Consider the following 16,057-nt stretch of genomic DNA (forward strand, 5'->3'; position numbering starts at 1 on the left):
CGAGCGCAAATTCCAAAATCGCAATTCGCTTTAAGAAGGAAAATTACAATGGCGCAGACATTGAATGGCAAAACCGCCCTCGTGACCGGCGCGGGCCGGGGCATCGGCCGGACGATCGCTGAACGGCTCGCTGCTGCCGGCGCGACCGTAGCGATCACGTACAATGCAAGCAGCGCCGGCGCTGAAGAGGCTGTCGCCGCCATCGAGAAGGCGGGTGGCACCGCTTTTTCGCTGCACGCCGATCTCTCCGACGCCGGGTCGATCCCTGGCTTGTACGACGAGCTGGATCGCGAGCTGACGAAACGCAAGGGCAGCAAGACGCTCGACATTCTCGTTAACAATGCGGGCAATTCGGGTTGGGGCGGTCTCTCCGACGCCACGCCGGAGGCTTGGGACACCATGATCTCGGTCCATGCCCGCGCGCCGTTCTTCATGGTGCAGTCGGCGCTAAGCCGTCTGTCGGATGGCGGGCGGATCATCAATATCTCGTCGGGCCTCTCCACGCGCCCGCAACCAATGGTGCCGATCTATTCGATGGCAAAGGCGGCGATCAACAACCTCACCCATGCGCTTGCAATGGAGCTTGGTCCGCGCGGGATTGCCGTGAATGCGGTGGCACCGGGTTGGACGCGAACGGACATGAATGCTGCCGTCCGAGAGGATGCCAACATCGTAAAGGCCATCGAGGCCGACACGGCGTTCGGCCGCTTCGGTGAAACGTCGGACATCGCCGCGGTGGTTGCCTTCCTCGCGTCTGACGAAGCCCGATGGGTGACCGGTCAGGTGATCGAGGCGAGCGGCGGCTACAGGCTCTGATCGGCTGAACTGCCCCGGCGTCGGCGCTCGCATGCGTCGGCGCCGGCAACGGTCCGCCGCCACGCAGGCGACGTCCGAACCATTCCATAGCTTGGGAGAGCGATGATGAAGATTGGAATCATAGGATCAGGGGAAATTGGCGGCTCGCTGGCCCGACGGCTCTCAAAGCTGGGCCATCAAGTATCCATCGCCAATTCGCGCGGCCCTGGATCGCTTGCGGATCTCGCCGCCGAGACCGGCGCCAAGGCCGTGACCGTCCATGAAGCGGCACGCAGCGGCGACATCGTCTTCGTCGCGATCCCGGCCTTCAAGATCGCCGATCTGCCGAAGAATCTGTTCGACGAGGTCGATGCCGATGTCGCTGTCGTGGAGACGGGAAATTACTATCCCCAGGAGCGGGATGGGCGGATCGATCCGATCGAACAGGGCATGGCCGAAAGCCGCTGGGTGGCAAATCAGCTTGGTCGGCCGGTGCTGAAGGCCATCAACAACCTGCACTGGCGCAGCCTCCTCGATGGCGGCGAGCCCGCGGGCACGCCGGGCCGCATCGCACTGCCGGTCGCTGGCGATAGCGAGGCCCACAAAGCGCGGGTCATCCGACTGTTCGACGAACTCGGATACGACGGTATCGATGCCGGCCCGCTCGACGAGTCCTGGCGCCAGCAGCCGGGAACCCCGGTCTATGCTGCCAATCTAAATGCAGAAGGCGTCCGCAAGGCGCTGGCCGCGGCTAGTCCGGAGCGCAAGCCGGAATTCCGCGCATCCCCCAACAGCAACATCGGCAAGCCGTAGGAGGACCTATGGTCACGCAGCCAAAAGGACGGGTCGTTCTGGTTACGGGAGCGAGCCAGGGTATCGGACGTGCGATTGCGCTACGTCTGGCCAAAGACGGTGCCAAGGTCGGATTGGTCGATCTGAAAGAAGACAAACTCGCCGAGGTCAAGGAAGAGGTCGAGGCTCTTGGTTCCAGGGCCACATCTGTTGTTGCCGATGTCAGCAAACGCGATGAGGTGTTTTCGGCCGTACATCAGGTCGATCGGGATCTCGGCGGCTTCGACGCTATCGTCAACAATGCGGGCATAGCGCAGGTAAAGCCGCTCGCCGACGTCCTTCCGGACGACATGGAGCGAATCTTCCGCGTAAATGTCGACAGCGTCGTTTGGGGCATTCAGGCCGCTGCGACCAAGTTCAAGGCGCGCGGCAAGAAGGGCAAAATCATCAACGCATCTTCTGCCGCCGGCCACGAAGGCTTTCCAATGGTGAGCGTTTATTCGGCGACGAAGTTTGCCGTCCGAGCGCTGACGCAAGCCGCCGCCAAAGAATATGCCAGCGCCGGCATAACAGTGAACGCTTATTGCCCCGGTATCGTCGGAACCGACATGTGGGTCGAGATCGACGAGCGCTTTTCGCAGCTCACCGGTGCGCCGAAAGGCGAAACCGACAAGAAGTATGTCGAGGGCATCGCGCTCGGCCGCGCCCAGACGCCGGAAGATGTTGCGGCTCTTGTCGCGTTCCTCTGTAGCGACAACGCCGACTACATCACCGGTCAAGCAATCCTGACCGATGGCGGGCTCGTCTATCGCTAAGCCCGACGTCCCTTAACACCCGACGCGGCATGGCAGGAGCCACATGAAGGGCTCCACCAAAGAGGAGCTGCGTCCCTTCAAAGGAGGCTGGAATGGACACGCAACTCAATGGTCGTACTGCTCTGGTGACCGGAGCAAGCCAGGGCATCGGTGAGGCGATCGCCCGCGCATTGCACGCCGAGGGCGCCAAGGTGGCGTTCCTGGCCCGCAGCGAAGCGAAACTGGCGGCGATCACCGATGCGCTCGGCGAGCGAGCGCTGGCGGTCGGCGCTGACGTGACCAATGAAGAGAGCCTGGCGCAGGCGCTTGCCACGATCGAAGCGAAACTCGGACCGATCGACATCCTCGTGAACAATGCGGGCGGCCTTCGGTCGTCGACGGGCGAGCTGTTCCGGCCCTTCGAGGAAATCCCCGATGCGGATTGGCTGGAGACCTGGGAGTTCAATGTCCTTTCCGTGGTGCGTGTCACCCGGGCGTTGGCGCCGGCAATGGCGGAGCGCGGATGGGGTCGGATCATCAACATCTCGTCGGAGAGCGGCATCCAACCCGACGCGGTCGCGCTCGAATATGCCTCGGCCAAGAGCGCGCTGAACATCCTGACCAAGGGCATCTCGAAGACCTACGCGAGCCGCGGCGTGGTCGTGAACGTGGTGTCGCCGGCCTATGTCGATACTCCCATTCTTCGTGATTTGTTGGCCCAGCAGGACGGGGCAGACAATCTCTCGCCTGACGAACTGGCCGCTCATTTCCAGCCGGCCCTGCGGCCCAATATCGCGGTGGGCCGCCCCGGCAATCCGGAGGACGTCGCCGCTGCGGTCGTGTTTCTGGCGTCGGAACGGGCGAGCTTCATTACCGGGACAAATCTTCGGGTTGATGGCGGCTCGGTGATGGCGATCTAGCGGCGCCATGGCGGGAAATATGTACAACGCGGTCGGCGGCGTGAGGTCGATGGCGCCGCCCGCTCAAAGCAGCATCGCGGGCTGGTACGGCGGAGCCGACCTGGTTGATTCTTTTGCCACGACCTTCGGTGCTGGAATCTCGCGTGACCCGGAAGCTGTAGCGCACGCGATCCTCGGCCGTCCGGCCTGGTGGGTCCGCGGGCTCCTCGCGACACGCGATATGACCGTAGCTCGCTTTGGCTTGAAAACGACGGATGAACTTCAACGCAACGCGCGCGAGAACGAGTCCATCGCCTTTTTCCCCGTCCTATCTCGATCAGAAAACGAACTGGTGCTCGGTGTGGATGATCGACACCTTGATTTCAGAGCGTCGATACTGCTGGGGGCGTTGAATGGCGAGGGCGCTTTCGAAGTCGTCGTAACGACGGTCGTTCATTGTCACAATACCTTTGGGCGCGCTTATCTGAATCTAATTAGGCCATTTCACGTACTTGTTGTTCGTTCAAATCTGAGGCGCGCCGCCGCAACAGCACGCCGACAGGCGCGGCGCTTTGCGAAAGGAGACAACAGTGCCGGACGTCTCCTTTGACTTGCGTTATCTGCGTTACGCGATGCTCGCTGCGGAGCATGGTAGTTTCCGGCGCACGGCGGAGCTCCTCTCGGTATCGCAGTCTACCGTCAGCAGGCGCATCCAAATATTGGAGCGACGTATCGGTATCGCCCTGTTTGAGCGGCATAGGTCGGGTGCTCGCGTAACCGTTGCGGGCGAGCGCTTTCTCAGGGAGGCGGTGATCGGCGCGAGACATCTTCACCAGGCTGTTGATGCAGTCGCTCAAGCCAAACGTGGCGCTACAGGTGTGCTCCGCGTGGGTCTGACAGCCTGCTTCGGCAACGGTTTTCTGGCCGAGCTGCTTGCCGCATATCATCGGCGCTATCCGGATATCGACGTTTCTTTCCAAGATGGCACATCGCAAACCACCGCTGGTGCTCTTCTGAACGGCCGGCTCGACGTTGCCTTCATGCTGACAGATCCGCGATTGCCAGGCTGCCGATCTGAAAGGCTGTGGGACGAAACAATTCACGTCGCGGTTCCTACGTCCCACCGGGTCGCGACGTTGGGCGGGGTCAGTTGGGAAGATGTGAAGAATGAGACTTTTCTCGTCATGGCAGACGCAGCAGGACCAGAGGTTACAGATTATCTGGAGCGGCAACTATCAGGCTTCGGAGTTTGCCCGGCGATTTCCGTACAGCACATCGGTTGCGACAATCTGCTGAGCATGGTCGCTCAGGGGTTTGGGATCACTCTCGCCACAAGCTCGGTCGGTGGCGTCAATTATCCTGGCCTTCGTTTCGTCCCAATCGGCTGCGGCGAAGAGACGTTTTCGTTTAGCGCCGTGTGGTCCGCGACCAATCAGAATCCAGCGCTCAAATTCTTGTTGGCCATGAGCAGCCAGCGACGCATGAAGTAGTGTCAAAGATCAATGGACCCATCCGAGATTGTAGAAGCTAATGGCGCAATTGCTGTCACGAGGATTGCCGGCGCGCCTTCGCAAAGGCGCGGTCTGTGGCGATGAAGCGCTGAATCATGGGCGCGATTAGCTTGGTCGGATCGCTGACAGGTTGCCCCGTCTCGCGCGCAAGGATCTCGGCATAGGCAACGAGATCACGGTGCAGTAGCGCCGGCAATTCGATGTTGAACTTGATTGGCTTGTCATCGGCAATCGCGCCGAGCTTCAGCTTGGTCATATCAACCTCCGTAGGGTTCGAGAACGAGATCGCGCGTGACGATGACCCGAACCGGGAAGCCCGGTCGTATCGTCAGCGTGGGCGCAACGTTGAGCTGACGTCTGACGATCTGCTGGCCGGCGTCATTGATGGTGTCCTGGCCACCATTGCGGATCGCCTGGATGAGGCGATCATCATTGTCTACGGCGAGTTCGGCGCCAACGCTGAGCAGCGTTGAAAGCCCGGCAGCTTTGGCAAGATCCCACCAATGGTAATCGACGCCATCCTGCAAGCCGGCGTAACCCTCAGCGTCAGCGCCAGGCTGACGCTCGAGAACGATCGAGCGGCCGTTCGGAAAGATCAGCCGATTCCAGACAAGCAGTACGCGGCTCTGCCCAAACTGCACATTGTTGTCGTACTGGCCGATGACACGCGTTCCCTGCGGGACGAGAAGGATGCGGCCGGTCGGGCTGTCATAGATGTTCTCGGTGACCTGCGCGGTGATCTGGCCCGGAAGATCGGACCGGATCCCGGTGATCAGGGCCGCCGATATGACGGCGCCCGCTTGCAGGATATTCGGCGACGCCGGTGCGGCGACTCTATCGGCGGCGACGGTGCGCCGATCGGCGGCCGCATTGAGGAAGGCGTTCTGACGGTCCTGCGCAGAAGGTGTCGCCGGAGGAGGCATTAGGCCGAGGCTGGCCAGGTCGGGCACCGGCGGAGGTGCGATAGCGGTTGATGGTGTTCCCGCTCCGGCGCGGGTCTCGGTCCCGGAGAAGAGTCTGCTCGTCCGCGCCGTTTCGATCTCCTGCAGCCTGCGCTGTTCCTCCGGGCTGATGCCGGGATTCGGGGTGGCGACATTCGGCGTCGGCACAGGCTGTCCACGATCCTGGGCGCTGACGATGGGGCGACCGAGATCGCCCGGCAGCGGCGGACCCAGGCGCGGCACTCCGCTGTAATCGCGTGGGAGACCGGCCAGCCCATCGGCGGTCGAGCGGTTTTCCGTCGAATAGAGTTCCTCGTTCGGACGGCCGCCGTCTCGGGTCTGGAGCGCGTAGATCAGGGCGCCGCCGAGCCCGACGCTGGCGACCAGACCGACGCCTGCGAGAACCTTTCGAGATAACCGGGTCACGCGCGGCGGCTCCGCGCGCAGCCGCATCGGCGCGGCGCTGGCCGGCTCGCCGGTCAGCGGCTGCGCGTCATCGTCCGGCACTTCCTCATTCCGGGGCTCCGTCTCGCTCACGACGCCGGTCTCCCATCGGTGCGCACGATCCGAACGCGCTTCTGGCGATCGCCGGAGCCGTACCGCAACTCGGCGGCGGCGAAGAGCCTATCGACAATCATGTGATGGCCGCGAACCCGGTAGTTCACCAGTTCCGAGGTGTTACCCTCGGGACCAACCACGAACAGCGGCGGCATCTCCCCCTGGCCAATACCGCGTGGGAATTCGATGAAGACCTGGCGGCCGTCGTCAAAGGCGCGCAGCGGCCTCCAAGGGGCGCGGTCGCCTTCGATCGCGTAGCGGAAGTTGACGTTGGCGAGGTCGACGCCGCTTGCCACCGGCTGGGCGACTTGCGCCTCGGCGTTCTGCCGGCGCAGCGCGATGAGCTGGTCCTGCGGATACTGCCAGGAGACGGAGGCCATATAGGTCCGCTCGGTCGAGCGCAGCTCCATGTGATAGGTGCGCAGGTTGGTGTTGATGACGAGGTTCGTCATCAGGTCGGGGCGGGTCGGCTTCACGAGGATATGGATTTGGCGCGTCGCCCCCGATCCGCTCTCGGTGTCGCCGATGATCCAGCGCACCGTATCGCCCGCCGCGACGGGGCCGGAGCCGACGAGCTGCTCACCGGGCTGCAAGGCAATGTCGGTGATCTGTCCGACGGCCGTATAGACCTGATAGAGCGCCCCTTGCGTGAAGGGGTAAACCTGCATCGAATTGATGAAGCCGTCGCGCACGGGCTGGATGCGCGCGGCGGCATTGGCCTGGTTCACCCGCGCGGTCGGGTCAGCGGCCTCGGGTGTGCGCCGCGAAGGCTCCACACGTTGCAACTGGCCAGGCAGCGGGAGCGGTCGCGGCAGCTCGACCACGGTGACCGGCGCTGGCGGATCGACCGCCTGCACGGCGGGAGCCGCGTTGTCGTAGGAGATCTCGGGCGGCGGGTTGGTGGTGGCGCAGCCGGCGAGCGCGGTTGTCGCCAGCAGAACCATCGGGATCGCGGCTCTCCGCAGAGCCGGGAACGCGCGTGTGTGCGAAGCCGGGTTTCCGGCTTTACGGAAAGACGGCTTCATTGCCCAAGCTCCCGTGACCAGTTGATGGCGTTCACGTAGATGCCGAGCGGGTTCGCCCTGAGCCGATCGGCGTTTCTGGGGACCTGCACGACGATCGTCAGGATCGCGGTCCAGCGCGTGGTCTCGGCGAGCTGGCCGTTCTCATAGCGTCGCTCGACCCAGGCGACGCGGAAACTGTCCGGAGAGGCGCGGATGACGCTGGACACGTCCACCGCAACCTGCTGGCGGCCGACCCGCGTGAACGGGTCGTTCGAGCGCGCGTAGTCGTTCAGCGCCATCGCGCCGCGATCGGTCGTGAAATCGTAGGCCCGGAGCCAGTTCTGACGCACGATGATCGCGTCGGCGGGAATGCTGCGGACCTGTTCGATGAAGCGCGCGAGGTGGAAGGCGATCTGCGGATCGGTCGGGCGGTAATCCGCCTCGGCGGGTGCGACCGCCTGGGCCTGACCGAGCCGATCGACCTGAACCACCCACGGTACGATGGTTCCGCGCGCCGATTGAACGACGAGCGCGGTGGCGAACCCGGCGGAGAGAACCAACGAGCCGAAGGCCATCAGCCGCCAGTTCTTGGCTTGGATGCGCGAGGCGCCGATGCGCTCGTCCCAGACCTGGGCCGCGCGTTGATACGGCGTCTCCGGCTCGGGTGCTTTGCCGTAATGGGTGGAGGGTCGTTTGAACATCAGCGGTCGCCTTCGGAAAGATTGACGGAAGAGCCGCCGCCATGCGGGTCGCCGGAGCGAACGGCGTGGGCCGTAGCCTGGACGGCGTGGGTCATGTGCTGGGTGCGACGCATCCGCTGCGCCCAGGCGGGAGGACCGCCAGCACTCGCAGGCGCCGCGCCGTCGCCGGCAGCATCACCGCCGATCGAGCCCGTGGTGGATGAGCCGCCCGTGGCTTCGAATGCCGCTTTGCCGCCGGCGTTGAAGCTGGACTTCATGCTATCGGCCGCACGCGATGCGGCGCGGCGTAGCGGTGAGACGGCGGCACTGCCGCCTGCACGAGCAATGCCGCCGAGGCCGGATGCGACGCCGGCCGCGCCGGACTGTCCGGCTGCGCCGAGGCTGTAGGCAGTCGATACGCCTCCCGCGACGGCTGCGCCGCCGCGAGCGGCGGCCGCTGCACCTCCAGCCAAAGCCGCGCCACCGGAGGCGGCCGCGCCGACGGCGCCAGCGCCGAGCGCAACCATGCCGCCTGCGGCGAGACCCGTTCCAACGGCTGCGCCGGCGCTGAGCTGGGGACCGCCCGAGACGATGCCGCTCGCGATGCCGGGTCCGAAGATGCCGAGGCCGAGCAGCGACAGTGCGGCGAGGACGATCGCCATCGCCTCGTCGATCGAGGGCGTGGCGCCGCCAAAGCCAGCGGTGAACTCGGAAAATAGCGTCGAGCCGATGCCGATGATGACGGCGAGCACCAGCACCTTGATGCCGGACGAGATGACGTTGCCGAGCACGCGCTCCGCCATGAAGGCGGACTTGCCGAAGAGGCCGAAGGGAATCAGCACAAAGCCGGCGAGCGTCGTCAGCTTGAATTCGATGAGCGTGACGAAGAGCTGGATGGCGAGGATGAAGAAGGCGAGCAGGACCAGCGCCCAAGCGAGGAACATGCAGGCGATCTGGATGAAGTTCTCAAAGAACGACCAGTAGCCCATCAGGCTGGAGATGGAATCGAGCAGCGGCCGGCGAGCGTCGAGGCCGGTCTGGGCGACCTTTCCGGGACGCATGAGGTCAGCGGTCGAGAAGCCGGTGCCGCTCGCCTTCAGACCGAGGCCGGCGAAGCTTTCGAAGACGATCCGGGCGAGGTTGTTCCAGTTGCCGATGATGTAGGCGAAGACGCCGACGAACAGGGTCTTCTTGACCAGCCGCGCCATGATGTCGTCATCGGCGCCCCAGCTCCAGAACAGCGCTGCGAGCGTCACGTCGATGACGATCAGCGTCGTGGCGATGAAGGCGACTTCGCCGCTGAGCAGCCCGAACCCACTGTCGATGTAGCGGGTGAAGACCTCGAGGAAATGGTCGATGACGCCGGTGCCGCCCATGATGCTATCGCGCCTCGTCGAGCTGCGGATTGCTCGGTGCGGAGGGTGTCGCGGTCGGCACGTCGGTCCGCTGGGATGGAGGGGTAAGGCGATCGCGCGGTGCGGGCGGCATGTCCGGCAACCGCTCGGCGGGACGGGCGCCTGGCGCGAGGAAGCGCTGGCGGTTCTCCGCCCAGGCACGGCGGCATTCCGGATCGTGCGGCCCCTCTTCGCCGAGCGCCTGGCAGCGGATCAATGCGTCCCGCAGGGGATCGGCCGGCGTCTCCGCGGCGCGGCCAGACGGCCAGGTCTCAGGCGCTTCCTCTTTCCGGGTCATCTCGATAGCCGTCGCGGTGATCGCGACCGCGACGAACACGACGGCGCCGAGGCGAGCGAGCATCTTCCCGTCCATCGCCGTGCCTCAGTTGCCGTTAGGGAACATGCGGGCGTTGCCGGGTTGGTAGCCGCTGCCCGGCGTCAGGAAGCGGCGGCGCTGCTCGCGCCCTTGCTCGGCCGCTGCCGCCCGCTCGGCCTCGGACAGGCTCTGGGCGCGGCCATTGGCAGCGACGACGGCGGTGAGGTCCGCGAGCTGCTGGGCCTGCAGGGCGAGAAGCTGATTGCCGGCCTGCGTCGCCTGCAACGCGCCCGTCGCACCCTGGCTCTGGCCGACCAGCGCCGACATCTCGCTGCGATTGGTGTCGATGTTGCCGACGACGCCGGCCTGCACGCGCATGGCGTCCTGCAAGCCGCCGACGGTGTTTTGCCAGCGCTCGCGCGCCTGCGTGACGAGCGCCTGATCCGACGCGGACATCGACGCATTGCCATAGGTGGTCTGGAACGCGCGGTCGATCTGCTGGACGTTCAGGGCGATGCCCTGCGCCTGTTGCAGAAGCTGCTGCGTGCGCTGGACGGACTGCTGAAGCTGCTGGAGCGAGGAGTACGGCAAGCTCGCCAGGTTGCGAGCCTGATTGATCAGCATGGTCGCTTCGTTCTGAAGCTGGGTGATCTGCTGATTGACCTGCTGGAGCGTGCGCGCCGCCGTCAGCACGTTTTGCGCATAGTTAGTCGGGTCGTAGACGATCCACTGCGCGGCGGCGGGCGGCGTGAGGACGGGAGACAGAGCAAGAGGGGCCGCAAGAATTGCGGCCGTCATGCGCAGAGTGCGCGCGCGGCTTTGAAGGGAACGGATCATGGACGTACCTCCGGTTGGTTTTGCGGGATGACATTGGTGAGGCCGGCGATGAGGTCGGCAGCCCAGTCGAGTCGGTTCGCCGCGAGCCACTCGCGCAGGAACCCGTCCGTGCCGCTGCGGGCATGAACGTCGGCGATCATCGCCTGGTGCTGTTTCGACGAGGCCGCGCACAGAGCCAGGGCCACGTCCGATAGGCCCAGCTCGAACAGGCGATTGCCCCGCCGCGACTGGCAGTAATAGTCGCGCTTGGGCATGGCCCGCGCGAGGATCTCGATCTGGCGATCGTTGAGACCGAAGCGGCGGTAGATGGCCGTGATCTGCGGCTCGATCGCGCGCTCGTTGGGGAGCAGGATGCGCGTCTGGCAGCTCTCGATGATGGCCGGTGCGATCGCCGAGCCGTCTATGTCGGACAGCGACTGGGTGGCGAAGATGACGCTGGCGTTCTTCTTGCGCAGCGTCTTCAGCCATTCGCGGAGCTGGCCGGCGAACCCTTCGTCGTCGAGAGCAAGCCAGCCTTCATCGACGATCAGGAGCGTCGGCCGTCCGTCGAGGCGGTCCTCGATGCGGTGGAAGAGATAGGCGAGCACGGCGGCGGCGGCGCCGGTGCCGATCAGGCCCTCGGTCTCGAAGGCCTGGACATTCGCCTCGCCGAGATGTTCGGACTCGGCGTCGAGCAGCCGGCCATAGGGACCGCCGACACAATAGGGTCGCAGCGCCTGCTTCAGGTCATTGGACTGGAGCAGGACGGACAGGCCCGTGAGCGTACGCTCCGCGACGGGCGCGGACGACAGCGAGGATAACGCCGACCAGAGATGCTCCTTGACCTCCGGCGTGACTGGTACGCTCTCGCGGGAGAGGATCGCGATCAGCCAGTCGGAGGCCCAGGCGCGCTCGGCGATGTCGTCGATGCGGGCCAGCGGCTGGAGCGAAACGCTGTCATCGGCGCCGTCGGTCAATCCGCCGCCGAGATCATGCCAATCGCCGCGCATGGCGAGTGCGGCGGCGCGGATCGATCCGCCGAAATCGAAGGCGAAGACCTGGGATTGTGCATAGCGCCGGAATTGAAGCGCCATGAGAGCCAGCAGCACGGACTTGCCAGCGCCGGTCGGCCCGACGATCAGCGTATGGCCGACGTCGCCGACATGGATGGAAAGCCGGAACGGGGTCGAGCCCTCCGTTCTGCCGTAAAGCAGTGGGGGTGCTTCGAAGTGCTCGTCCCGTTCCGGTCCCGCCCACACCGCCGACAGCGGGATCATGTGGGCGAGATTCAAAGTGCTGATGGGCGGCTGGCGGACATTGGCGTAGACGTGACCAGGCAGCGAGCCCAGCCACGCATCCACGGCATTGATGGTCTCGGCCATCGCCGTGAAGTCGCGCCCCTGGATGACCTTCTCCACCAGCCGCAGCTTCTCGGCGGCAATGCGGGGGTCATCGTCCCAGACCGTGATCGTCGCCGTCACATAGGCCTGGCCGGCATAGTCGGCGCCCAGCTCCTGCAGCGCCATGTCGGCGTCGGCCGCCTTGTTGGCCGCGTCGGTGTCGACGAGCGCCGAGGCCTCGTTGGTCATGATCTCCTTGAGGATGGCGGCGATGGATTTGCGCTTGGCGAACCACTGCCGGCGGATCTTGGTCAGCAGCTTGGTGGCGTCGGTCTTGTCGAGCAGGATGGCCCGGGTAGACCAGCGATAGGGAAAGGCGAGCCGATTGAGCTCGTCGAGGATGCCGGGCGTGGTCGCGGACGGGAAACCGACGATGGAGAGGATGCGCAGGTTCGTGTCGCCGAGGCACGGCTCGAGCCCGCCGGTGAGTGGCTGATCGGCCAGCAGCGCGTCGAGATACATCGGCGTCTCGGGAACACGGACGCGGTGCCGCTTCGTCGAGATGGTCGAGTGCAGGTATGTGAGTGTCTCGGCATCATCGAGCCAGGCGCATTCCGGCATGAAGGCGTCGATGAGGTTCAGAATGCGGTCGGTGCGATTGATGAAGCCGCGCAGGATCTCGTGCGCATCGACACCGGTGTGATCGCGGCCCTCGTAGAGCCAGGTCTCGGCGCGGGCCGCGTCCTCGGCCGGCGGCAGGTACAGGAAGGTGAGGAAGTAGCTGGATTCGAAATGCGCGCCGGCTTCCTCGAAGTCGGCTTTGCGTTCGGCGTCGACCAGCGCGGAAGCGCTGTCGGCGAACATGCTAGCCGGATAGGTCGCGGCGCCATGGCGCTGCGCCTCGACGAAGATGGCCCAGCCGGAGCCGAGGCGACGGAAGGCATTGTTCAACCGGCCGGCGACGGCGACCAGCTCGGCCGGCACGGCGCTGTCGAGATCTGGGCCACGGAAGCGCGCGGTGCGCTGCAGGCTGCCATCCTTGTTGAGGACGACGCCTTCGCCGGCGAGCGCGGCCCAGGGCAGGAAATCTGCGAGCCGGGTGTTGCGGTTGCGGTACTCGGCAAGGTTCATCATCGCGCCGCTCCTCAGACCGACAGGTGACCGGGGATGCGCAGATGCTTGCGCACGACGTCGACGAACTGCGGGTCGCGCTTGGCTGCCCAGACGGCAGCAAAGTGGCCGAGAGCCCAGAGGCCAAGACCGACCAGCCAGAGACGAAGGCCGAGGCCGAGCGCGGCCGCCAGCGTGCCGTTGAGGATGGCGATCGAGCGCGGGGCGCCGCCGAGCAGGATGTGCTCGGTCAGCGCCCGGTGGACGGACACGGAAAAGCCCGGAACCTCGCCGCTATGATCCGCGCCCTCGGCCATCAGACGAGCGCCCCGCCGCCGAACGAGAAGAACGACAGGAAGAAGCTCGACGCGGCGAAGGCGATCGACAGGCCGAACACGATCTGGATCAGGCGGCGAGCGCCGCCCGACGTATCGCCGAAGGCGAGCGTCAGGCCGGTGATGATGATGATCATCACGGCGATGATCTTGGCGACCGGCCCCTCGATCGATTCGAGGATCGACTGAAGCGGCGCTTCCCAAGGCATGGACGAACCGGACGCATGGGCGGCCGGCGCGAGGGCGAGCGTCAGGAAGGTGACGGACACCGCCGTGGCGATGTGGCGGCGAATGCGCAAAGCATGCTTGATCATGACGGGTCTCCTGTGAGGGGCTGGCTTGCGGGGGTGACGCGGTAGTCGCCGTCGGGGCCGAGGCCCTGGATGCGGGCGAGTTCGGCGAGGCGGCGTGAAGAGCCGCGGCCGGAGAGCACTGCGACCAGGTCGATCGTCTCGGCGATCAGCGCGCGCGGGACGGTGACGACGGCTTCCTGGATGAGCTGCTCCATGCGGCGCAGCGCGCCGATGGCGGTGCCGGCGTGGATGGTCCCCACGCCGCCGGGGTGGCCGGTGCCCCAGGCCTTCAGCAGGTCGAGCGCTTCCGAGCCGCGCACCTCGCCGATCGGAATGCGGTCGGGGCGCAGGCGCAGCGATGACCGGACGAGATCGGAGAGCGAGGCGACGCCGTCCTTGGTCCGCATGGCGACGAGATTGGGCGCCGCGCATTGCAGCTCGCGGGTGTCCTCGATCAGGACGACGCGGTCCGAGGTCTTCGAGACTTCGGCCAGCAGCGCATTGGTGAGGGTGGTCTTGCCGGTCGAGGTGCCGCCGGCGACGAGAATGTTGCGCCGATCCGCCACGGCCTGGCGCAGCATCTCGGCCTGGCCCGCTGCCATGATGCCGGCGGCGACGTAGTCGTCGAGCGTGAACACCGCCACGGCAGGCTTGCGGATTGCGAAGGCCGGAGAGGACACGACGGGGGGCAACAGCCCCTCGAACCGCTCCCCCGTTTCGGGCAGCTCGGCCGAGACGCGCGGAGCGCCGGGATGGACCTCGGCACCGACATGGTGCGCGACCAGACGGATAATCCGCTCGCCGTCCGACGGCGACAGCAGCTCACCTGTGTCCGAAAGCCCTTCTGAAAGACGGTCGACCCAGAGCCGCCCATCGGGGTTGAGCATCACCTCGACGATCGCGGGGTCTTCCAGAAACCGGGCGATGGCGGGGCCGAGCGCGGTGCGCAGCATGCGCGCGCCGCGTAGGATCGCTTCCGATTTCTGGTGATTTGCCGCCACGTCGTCCCCGTTCTCTTGCGGGACCGCGACACGCGGCCCTGGATCGGGGATGAGTAAAAGAGGCAGAAATTATGGTCTGACAACAACCATCATGTGGCCGTCGTAGTGTGGCGTACAAAGACAGGGAAACGGCGGGGTCGTTCTCCCAAGGCCGTGGCTAGATGAATCTCGCGTACCGAGGAATACTGGCTGCGCCACGCTTATCTAAGCGCAGCCTATTTGGTATGCATCGAAGCTAGCTCAATGAAATAATTGCTAACGGTAGCGCGGGTGTCGATGAAGTGTGGAATTCTGATCATTGGCTCATTGTTTTGGGATGCCGACACCGCCGGGCGAGCTGAGTGGCGACGTGATCGCCTTACAATGGAAATGTCCGGTTTGGTCCGGGCACCGATATATTACGGACGGAAATCAGTAAAACGCGGCGGCACTTTCACGATGACGTTTCGTCAGGAAGAGCCGTCAGGTTTCGCCCGCCTAGTGCCTTGCAAGCGCGACGTCGAAAGCATCGATGATTTGGTGGAAGAAGCGCGCGCGCTCTGGAAGGCGGAGGCTCCAGACTCGAAGGTCGGTAAAATTGCCGCTGGGTGGGGAAGCGTTGGTGTTTTGTTTGGAAATGCCGGCGCGCGCGAGCGGCTGGCGTCGGATTGGAGCGAGCGCTTCAAAGGTAGTGGCGGTAAAGCACTGTCGGTCGTAACCGCCGATGGCGAGTTTGATATTCCGTGGCCGAACGATTTGGACGGGAAGCCCATCGAACTCGATATCGTGTTGGCCACTGCCACCGATCCAGAGACCAGCCAGCCTGGCGCGGAGTCTGTCGCCGAGGCATGGATGAAACAGGCCGGTGGCTACGAGACGTACTTTCTTCAGAATGTGCGGCACGGCATCAGGACGGGCGACGATCTCGCGATTTGGCGCCATATCGCATCGAACCCGCCGGCGTGGATGAATGCAGCGGATAGTTATGCTGAAGCCTTCGACGTGTTGAGGAAGGAAGCCCAACAACTAGCAGCTAGTTGAGCCGCGAAATCACGATACGGCGTCATCGTTGGTCATCAGCGGCGTCAATGTCCTCGGAGATCTCCTGTCTGAGTTGTGGTCCCTGCGCGAGTCGCCGGCCGAGCGCGGTCACGAACGCTTCGTAGCGCTCCGCCGCCTTGGCGCGTGCCGCGACCTGAGCCGGCTCCGGGAGCGGCGGATTAGAGGTCAGCCAGAAGCGGATGAACACGGCGAGCGTTTCGACCGATATGCCGACATCGCGCTCCATGCGCGCCATGCGGCGGTCGAGCTGATCGAGCCGCTTTGTTGTCGCGGCTTCCTGCCGTTCCGCGGCATCTGGTGAGAGGAAAGAGGCGATACCGGCCTCGGCAACCAGCGACAACGATAGATCGCGTCGTGCTGCATGAGCCGCCAGCGCTTTCATCACGTCCGGATCGAGATAGACGGAAAGGCGCTGCTTCTTCGGCTGCTTGCTCACG

General features: G+C 64.9%; 19 protein-coding genes. 7 read left to right on the top strand and 12 right to left on the bottom strand.

Annotated features, from left to right (window positions below):
- Window positions 1-48 precede the first annotated feature (48 nt).
- From J5276_RS13455 to J5276_RS13480, 6 genes are all read left to right on the top strand, one after another.
- A complete protein-coding gene (locus J5276_RS13455) occupies window positions 49-816 on the top strand; it encodes an SDR family NAD(P)-dependent oxidoreductase (protein WP_209159362.1) in 768 nt (255 codons plus the stop codon).
- Window positions 817-921: 105 nt separating this feature from the next.
- Window positions 922-1,608 (top strand): NADPH-dependent F420 reductase, encoded by a 687-nt coding sequence (locus J5276_RS13460; RefSeq protein ID WP_209159372.1) that lies wholly within the window; start codon window positions 922-924, stop codon window positions 1,606-1,608.
- 8 nt (window positions 1,609-1,616) lie between these two features.
- Entirely contained in the window at window positions 1,617-2,402 is a 786-nt protein-coding gene (locus tag J5276_RS13465; RefSeq protein ID WP_209159361.1) for an acetoin reductase, read from the top strand.
- A 92-nt stretch (window positions 2,403-2,494) separates the two neighbouring features.
- Complete coding sequence (locus tag J5276_RS13470) at window positions 2,495-3,301, top strand: SDR family NAD(P)-dependent oxidoreductase (RefSeq protein ID WP_209159360.1); 807 nt, start codon at window positions 2,495-2,497, stop codon at window positions 3,299-3,301.
- Between the two features lie 19 nt (window positions 3,302-3,320).
- On the top strand, window positions 3,321-3,890 hold the full coding sequence (locus tag J5276_RS13475; RefSeq protein WP_247749941.1) for a DUF2867 domain-containing protein: 570 nt from the start codon (window positions 3,321-3,323) through the stop codon (window positions 3,888-3,890).
- The gene (locus tag J5276_RS13480) at window positions 3,871-4,770 is read left to right on the top strand and encodes a LysR family transcriptional regulator (RefSeq protein WP_209159359.1); all 900 of its coding nucleotides are present in this window, start codon (window positions 3,871-3,873) and stop codon (window positions 4,768-4,770) included. The genes J5276_RS13475 and J5276_RS13480 overlap by 20 nt, the downstream gene beginning before the upstream one ends.
- A gap of 55 nt (window positions 4,771-4,825) precedes the next feature.
- Here J5276_RS13480 and J5276_RS13485 read toward each other — a convergent pair whose 3' ends face one another.
- Genes J5276_RS13485 through trbB form a run of 11 tightly spaced genes read right to left on the bottom strand, consistent with a single transcriptional unit; the run spans window position 4,826 to window position 14,579 of the window.
- Window positions 4,826-5,047: a DUF2274 domain-containing protein gene (locus J5276_RS13485; protein WP_209159358.1), complete on the bottom strand. Its 222-nt coding sequence runs from the start codon at window positions 5,045-5,047 to the stop codon at window positions 4,826-4,828.
- 1 nt (window position 5,048) lies between these two features.
- A complete protein-coding gene (locus tag J5276_RS13490) occupies window positions 5,049-6,269 on the bottom strand; it encodes a TrbI/VirB10 family protein (RefSeq protein WP_209159357.1) in 1,221 nt (406 codons plus the stop codon).
- Window positions 6,266-7,315: a P-type conjugative transfer protein TrbG gene (trbG, locus tag J5276_RS13495; RefSeq protein WP_209159356.1), complete on the bottom strand. Its 1,050-nt coding sequence runs from the start codon at window positions 7,313-7,315 to the stop codon at window positions 6,266-6,268. The genes J5276_RS13490 and trbG overlap by 4 nt, the downstream gene beginning before the upstream one ends.
- Complete coding sequence (gene trbF, locus J5276_RS13500) at window positions 7,312-7,995, bottom strand: conjugal transfer protein TrbF (RefSeq protein ID WP_209159355.1); 684 nt, start codon at window positions 7,993-7,995, stop codon at window positions 7,312-7,314. Before trbF ends, trbG begins: the two co-directional genes overlap by 4 nt.
- Window positions 7,995-9,350 carry a P-type conjugative transfer protein TrbL gene (gene trbL, locus J5276_RS13505; protein WP_209159354.1) on the bottom strand — a complete coding sequence of 452 codons (1,356 nt, stop codon included), beginning with the start codon at window positions 9,348-9,350 and terminating at the stop codon, window positions 7,995-7,997. The genes trbF and trbL overlap by 1 nt, the downstream gene beginning before the upstream one ends.
- Before the next feature lie 4 nt (window positions 9,351-9,354).
- Window positions 9,355-9,741, bottom strand: coding sequence for a putative entry exclusion protein TrbK-alt (trbK-alt, locus tag J5276_RS13510; RefSeq protein ID WP_209159353.1), 387 nt, complete (start codon window positions 9,739-9,741; stop codon window positions 9,355-9,357).
- A 9-nt stretch (window positions 9,742-9,750) separates the two neighbouring features.
- Window positions 9,751-10,521 (bottom strand): P-type conjugative transfer protein TrbJ, encoded by a 771-nt coding sequence (trbJ, locus tag J5276_RS13515; protein WP_209159352.1) that lies wholly within the window; start codon window positions 10,519-10,521, stop codon window positions 9,751-9,753.
- Window positions 10,518-12,974 (bottom strand): conjugal transfer protein TrbE, encoded by a 2,457-nt coding sequence (gene trbE / locus J5276_RS13520; RefSeq protein ID WP_209159351.1) that lies wholly within the window; start codon window positions 12,972-12,974, stop codon window positions 10,518-10,520. Before trbE ends, trbJ begins: the two co-directional genes overlap by 4 nt.
- Window positions 12,975-12,985: 11 nt before the next feature.
- On the bottom strand, window positions 12,986-13,267 hold the full coding sequence (locus J5276_RS13525; protein ID WP_209159350.1) for a VirB3 family type IV secretion system protein: 282 nt from the start codon (window positions 13,265-13,267) through the stop codon (window positions 12,986-12,988).
- Window positions 13,267-13,599, bottom strand: a complete 333-nt coding sequence (locus J5276_RS13530; RefSeq protein ID WP_209159349.1) for a TrbC/VirB2 family protein — start codon at window positions 13,597-13,599, stop codon at window positions 13,267-13,269. The genes J5276_RS13525 and J5276_RS13530 overlap by 1 nt, the downstream gene beginning before the upstream one ends.
- A complete protein-coding gene (gene trbB / locus J5276_RS13535) occupies window positions 13,596-14,579 on the bottom strand; it encodes a P-type conjugative transfer ATPase TrbB (RefSeq protein WP_209159348.1) in 984 nt (327 codons plus the stop codon). Before trbB ends, J5276_RS13530 begins: the two co-directional genes overlap by 4 nt.
- Window positions 14,580-15,017: 438 nt before the next feature.
- Between trbB and J5276_RS13540 the strand changes: the two genes are divergently transcribed.
- A complete protein-coding gene (locus J5276_RS13540) occupies window positions 15,018-15,599 on the top strand; it encodes a hypothetical protein (RefSeq protein WP_219256695.1) in 582 nt (193 codons plus the stop codon).
- 22 nt (window positions 15,600-15,621) lie between these two features.
- On the opposite strand, the gene J5276_RS13545 is transcribed toward J5276_RS13540, so the two are convergent.
- Window positions 15,622-16,056: a CopG family transcriptional regulator gene (locus J5276_RS13545; RefSeq protein ID WP_209159346.1), complete on the bottom strand. Its 435-nt coding sequence runs from the start codon at window positions 16,054-16,056 to the stop codon at window positions 15,622-15,624.
- Between the last annotated feature and the right edge of the window lies 1 nt (window position 16,057).

Source organism: Agrobacterium sp. S7/73 (genome assembly GCF_019355535.1).
Classification (GTDB): Bacteria; Pseudomonadota; Alphaproteobacteria; order Rhizobiales; family Rhizobiaceae; genus Agrobacterium; species Agrobacterium tumefaciens.

Bases quoted from the DNA above. Each gene is read 5' to 3' on its own strand.
- trbF (WP_209159355.1), bottom strand. From the start codon at position 7,995: ATGTTCAAACGACCCTCCACCCATTACGGCAAAGCACCCGAGCCGGAG.
- trbL (WP_209159354.1), bottom strand. From the start codon at position 9,350: ATGGGCGGCACCGGCGTCATCGACCATTTCCTCGAGGTCTTCACCCGC.
- J5276_RS13485 (WP_209159358.1), bottom strand. From the start codon at position 5,047: ATGACCAAGCTGAAGCTCGGCGCGATTGCCGATGACAAGCCAATCAAG.
- J5276_RS13470 (WP_209159360.1), top strand. From the start codon at position 2,495: ATGGACACGCAACTCAATGGTCGTACTGCTCTGGTGACCGGAGCAAGC.
- trbK-alt (WP_209159353.1), bottom strand. From the start codon at position 9,741: ATGGACGGGAAGATGCTCGCTCGCCTCGGCGCCGTCGTGTTCGTCGCG.
- J5276_RS13525 (WP_209159350.1), bottom strand. From the start codon at position 13,267: ATGGCCGAGGGCGCGGATCATAGCGGCGAGGTTCCGGGCTTTTCCGTG.
- J5276_RS13475 (WP_247749941.1), top strand. From the start codon at position 3,321: ATGTACAACGCGGTCGGCGGCGTGAGGTCGATGGCGCCGCCCGCTCAA.
- J5276_RS13455 (WP_209159362.1), top strand. From the start codon at position 49: ATGGCGCAGACATTGAATGGCAAAACCGCCCTCGTGACCGGCGCGGGC.
- trbG (WP_209159356.1), bottom strand. From the start codon at position 7,315: ATGAAGCCGTCTTTCCGTAAAGCCGGAAACCCGGCTTCGCACACACGC.
- J5276_RS13465 (WP_209159361.1), top strand. From the start codon at position 1,617: ATGGTCACGCAGCCAAAAGGACGGGTCGTTCTGGTTACGGGAGCGAGC.
- trbE (WP_209159351.1), bottom strand. From the start codon at position 12,974: ATGATGAACCTTGCCGAGTACCGCAACCGCAACACCCGGCTCGCAGAT.
- trbJ (WP_209159352.1), bottom strand. From the start codon at position 10,521: ATGATCCGTTCCCTTCAAAGCCGCGCGCGCACTCTGCGCATGACGGCC.
- J5276_RS13540 (WP_219256695.1), top strand. From the start codon at position 15,018: ATGACGTTTCGTCAGGAAGAGCCGTCAGGTTTCGCCCGCCTAGTGCCT.
- J5276_RS13460 (WP_209159372.1), top strand. From the start codon at position 922: ATGAAGATTGGAATCATAGGATCAGGGGAAATTGGCGGCTCGCTGGCC.
- J5276_RS13530 (WP_209159349.1), bottom strand. From the start codon at position 13,599: ATGATCAAGCATGCTTTGCGCATTCGCCGCCACATCGCCACGGCGGTG.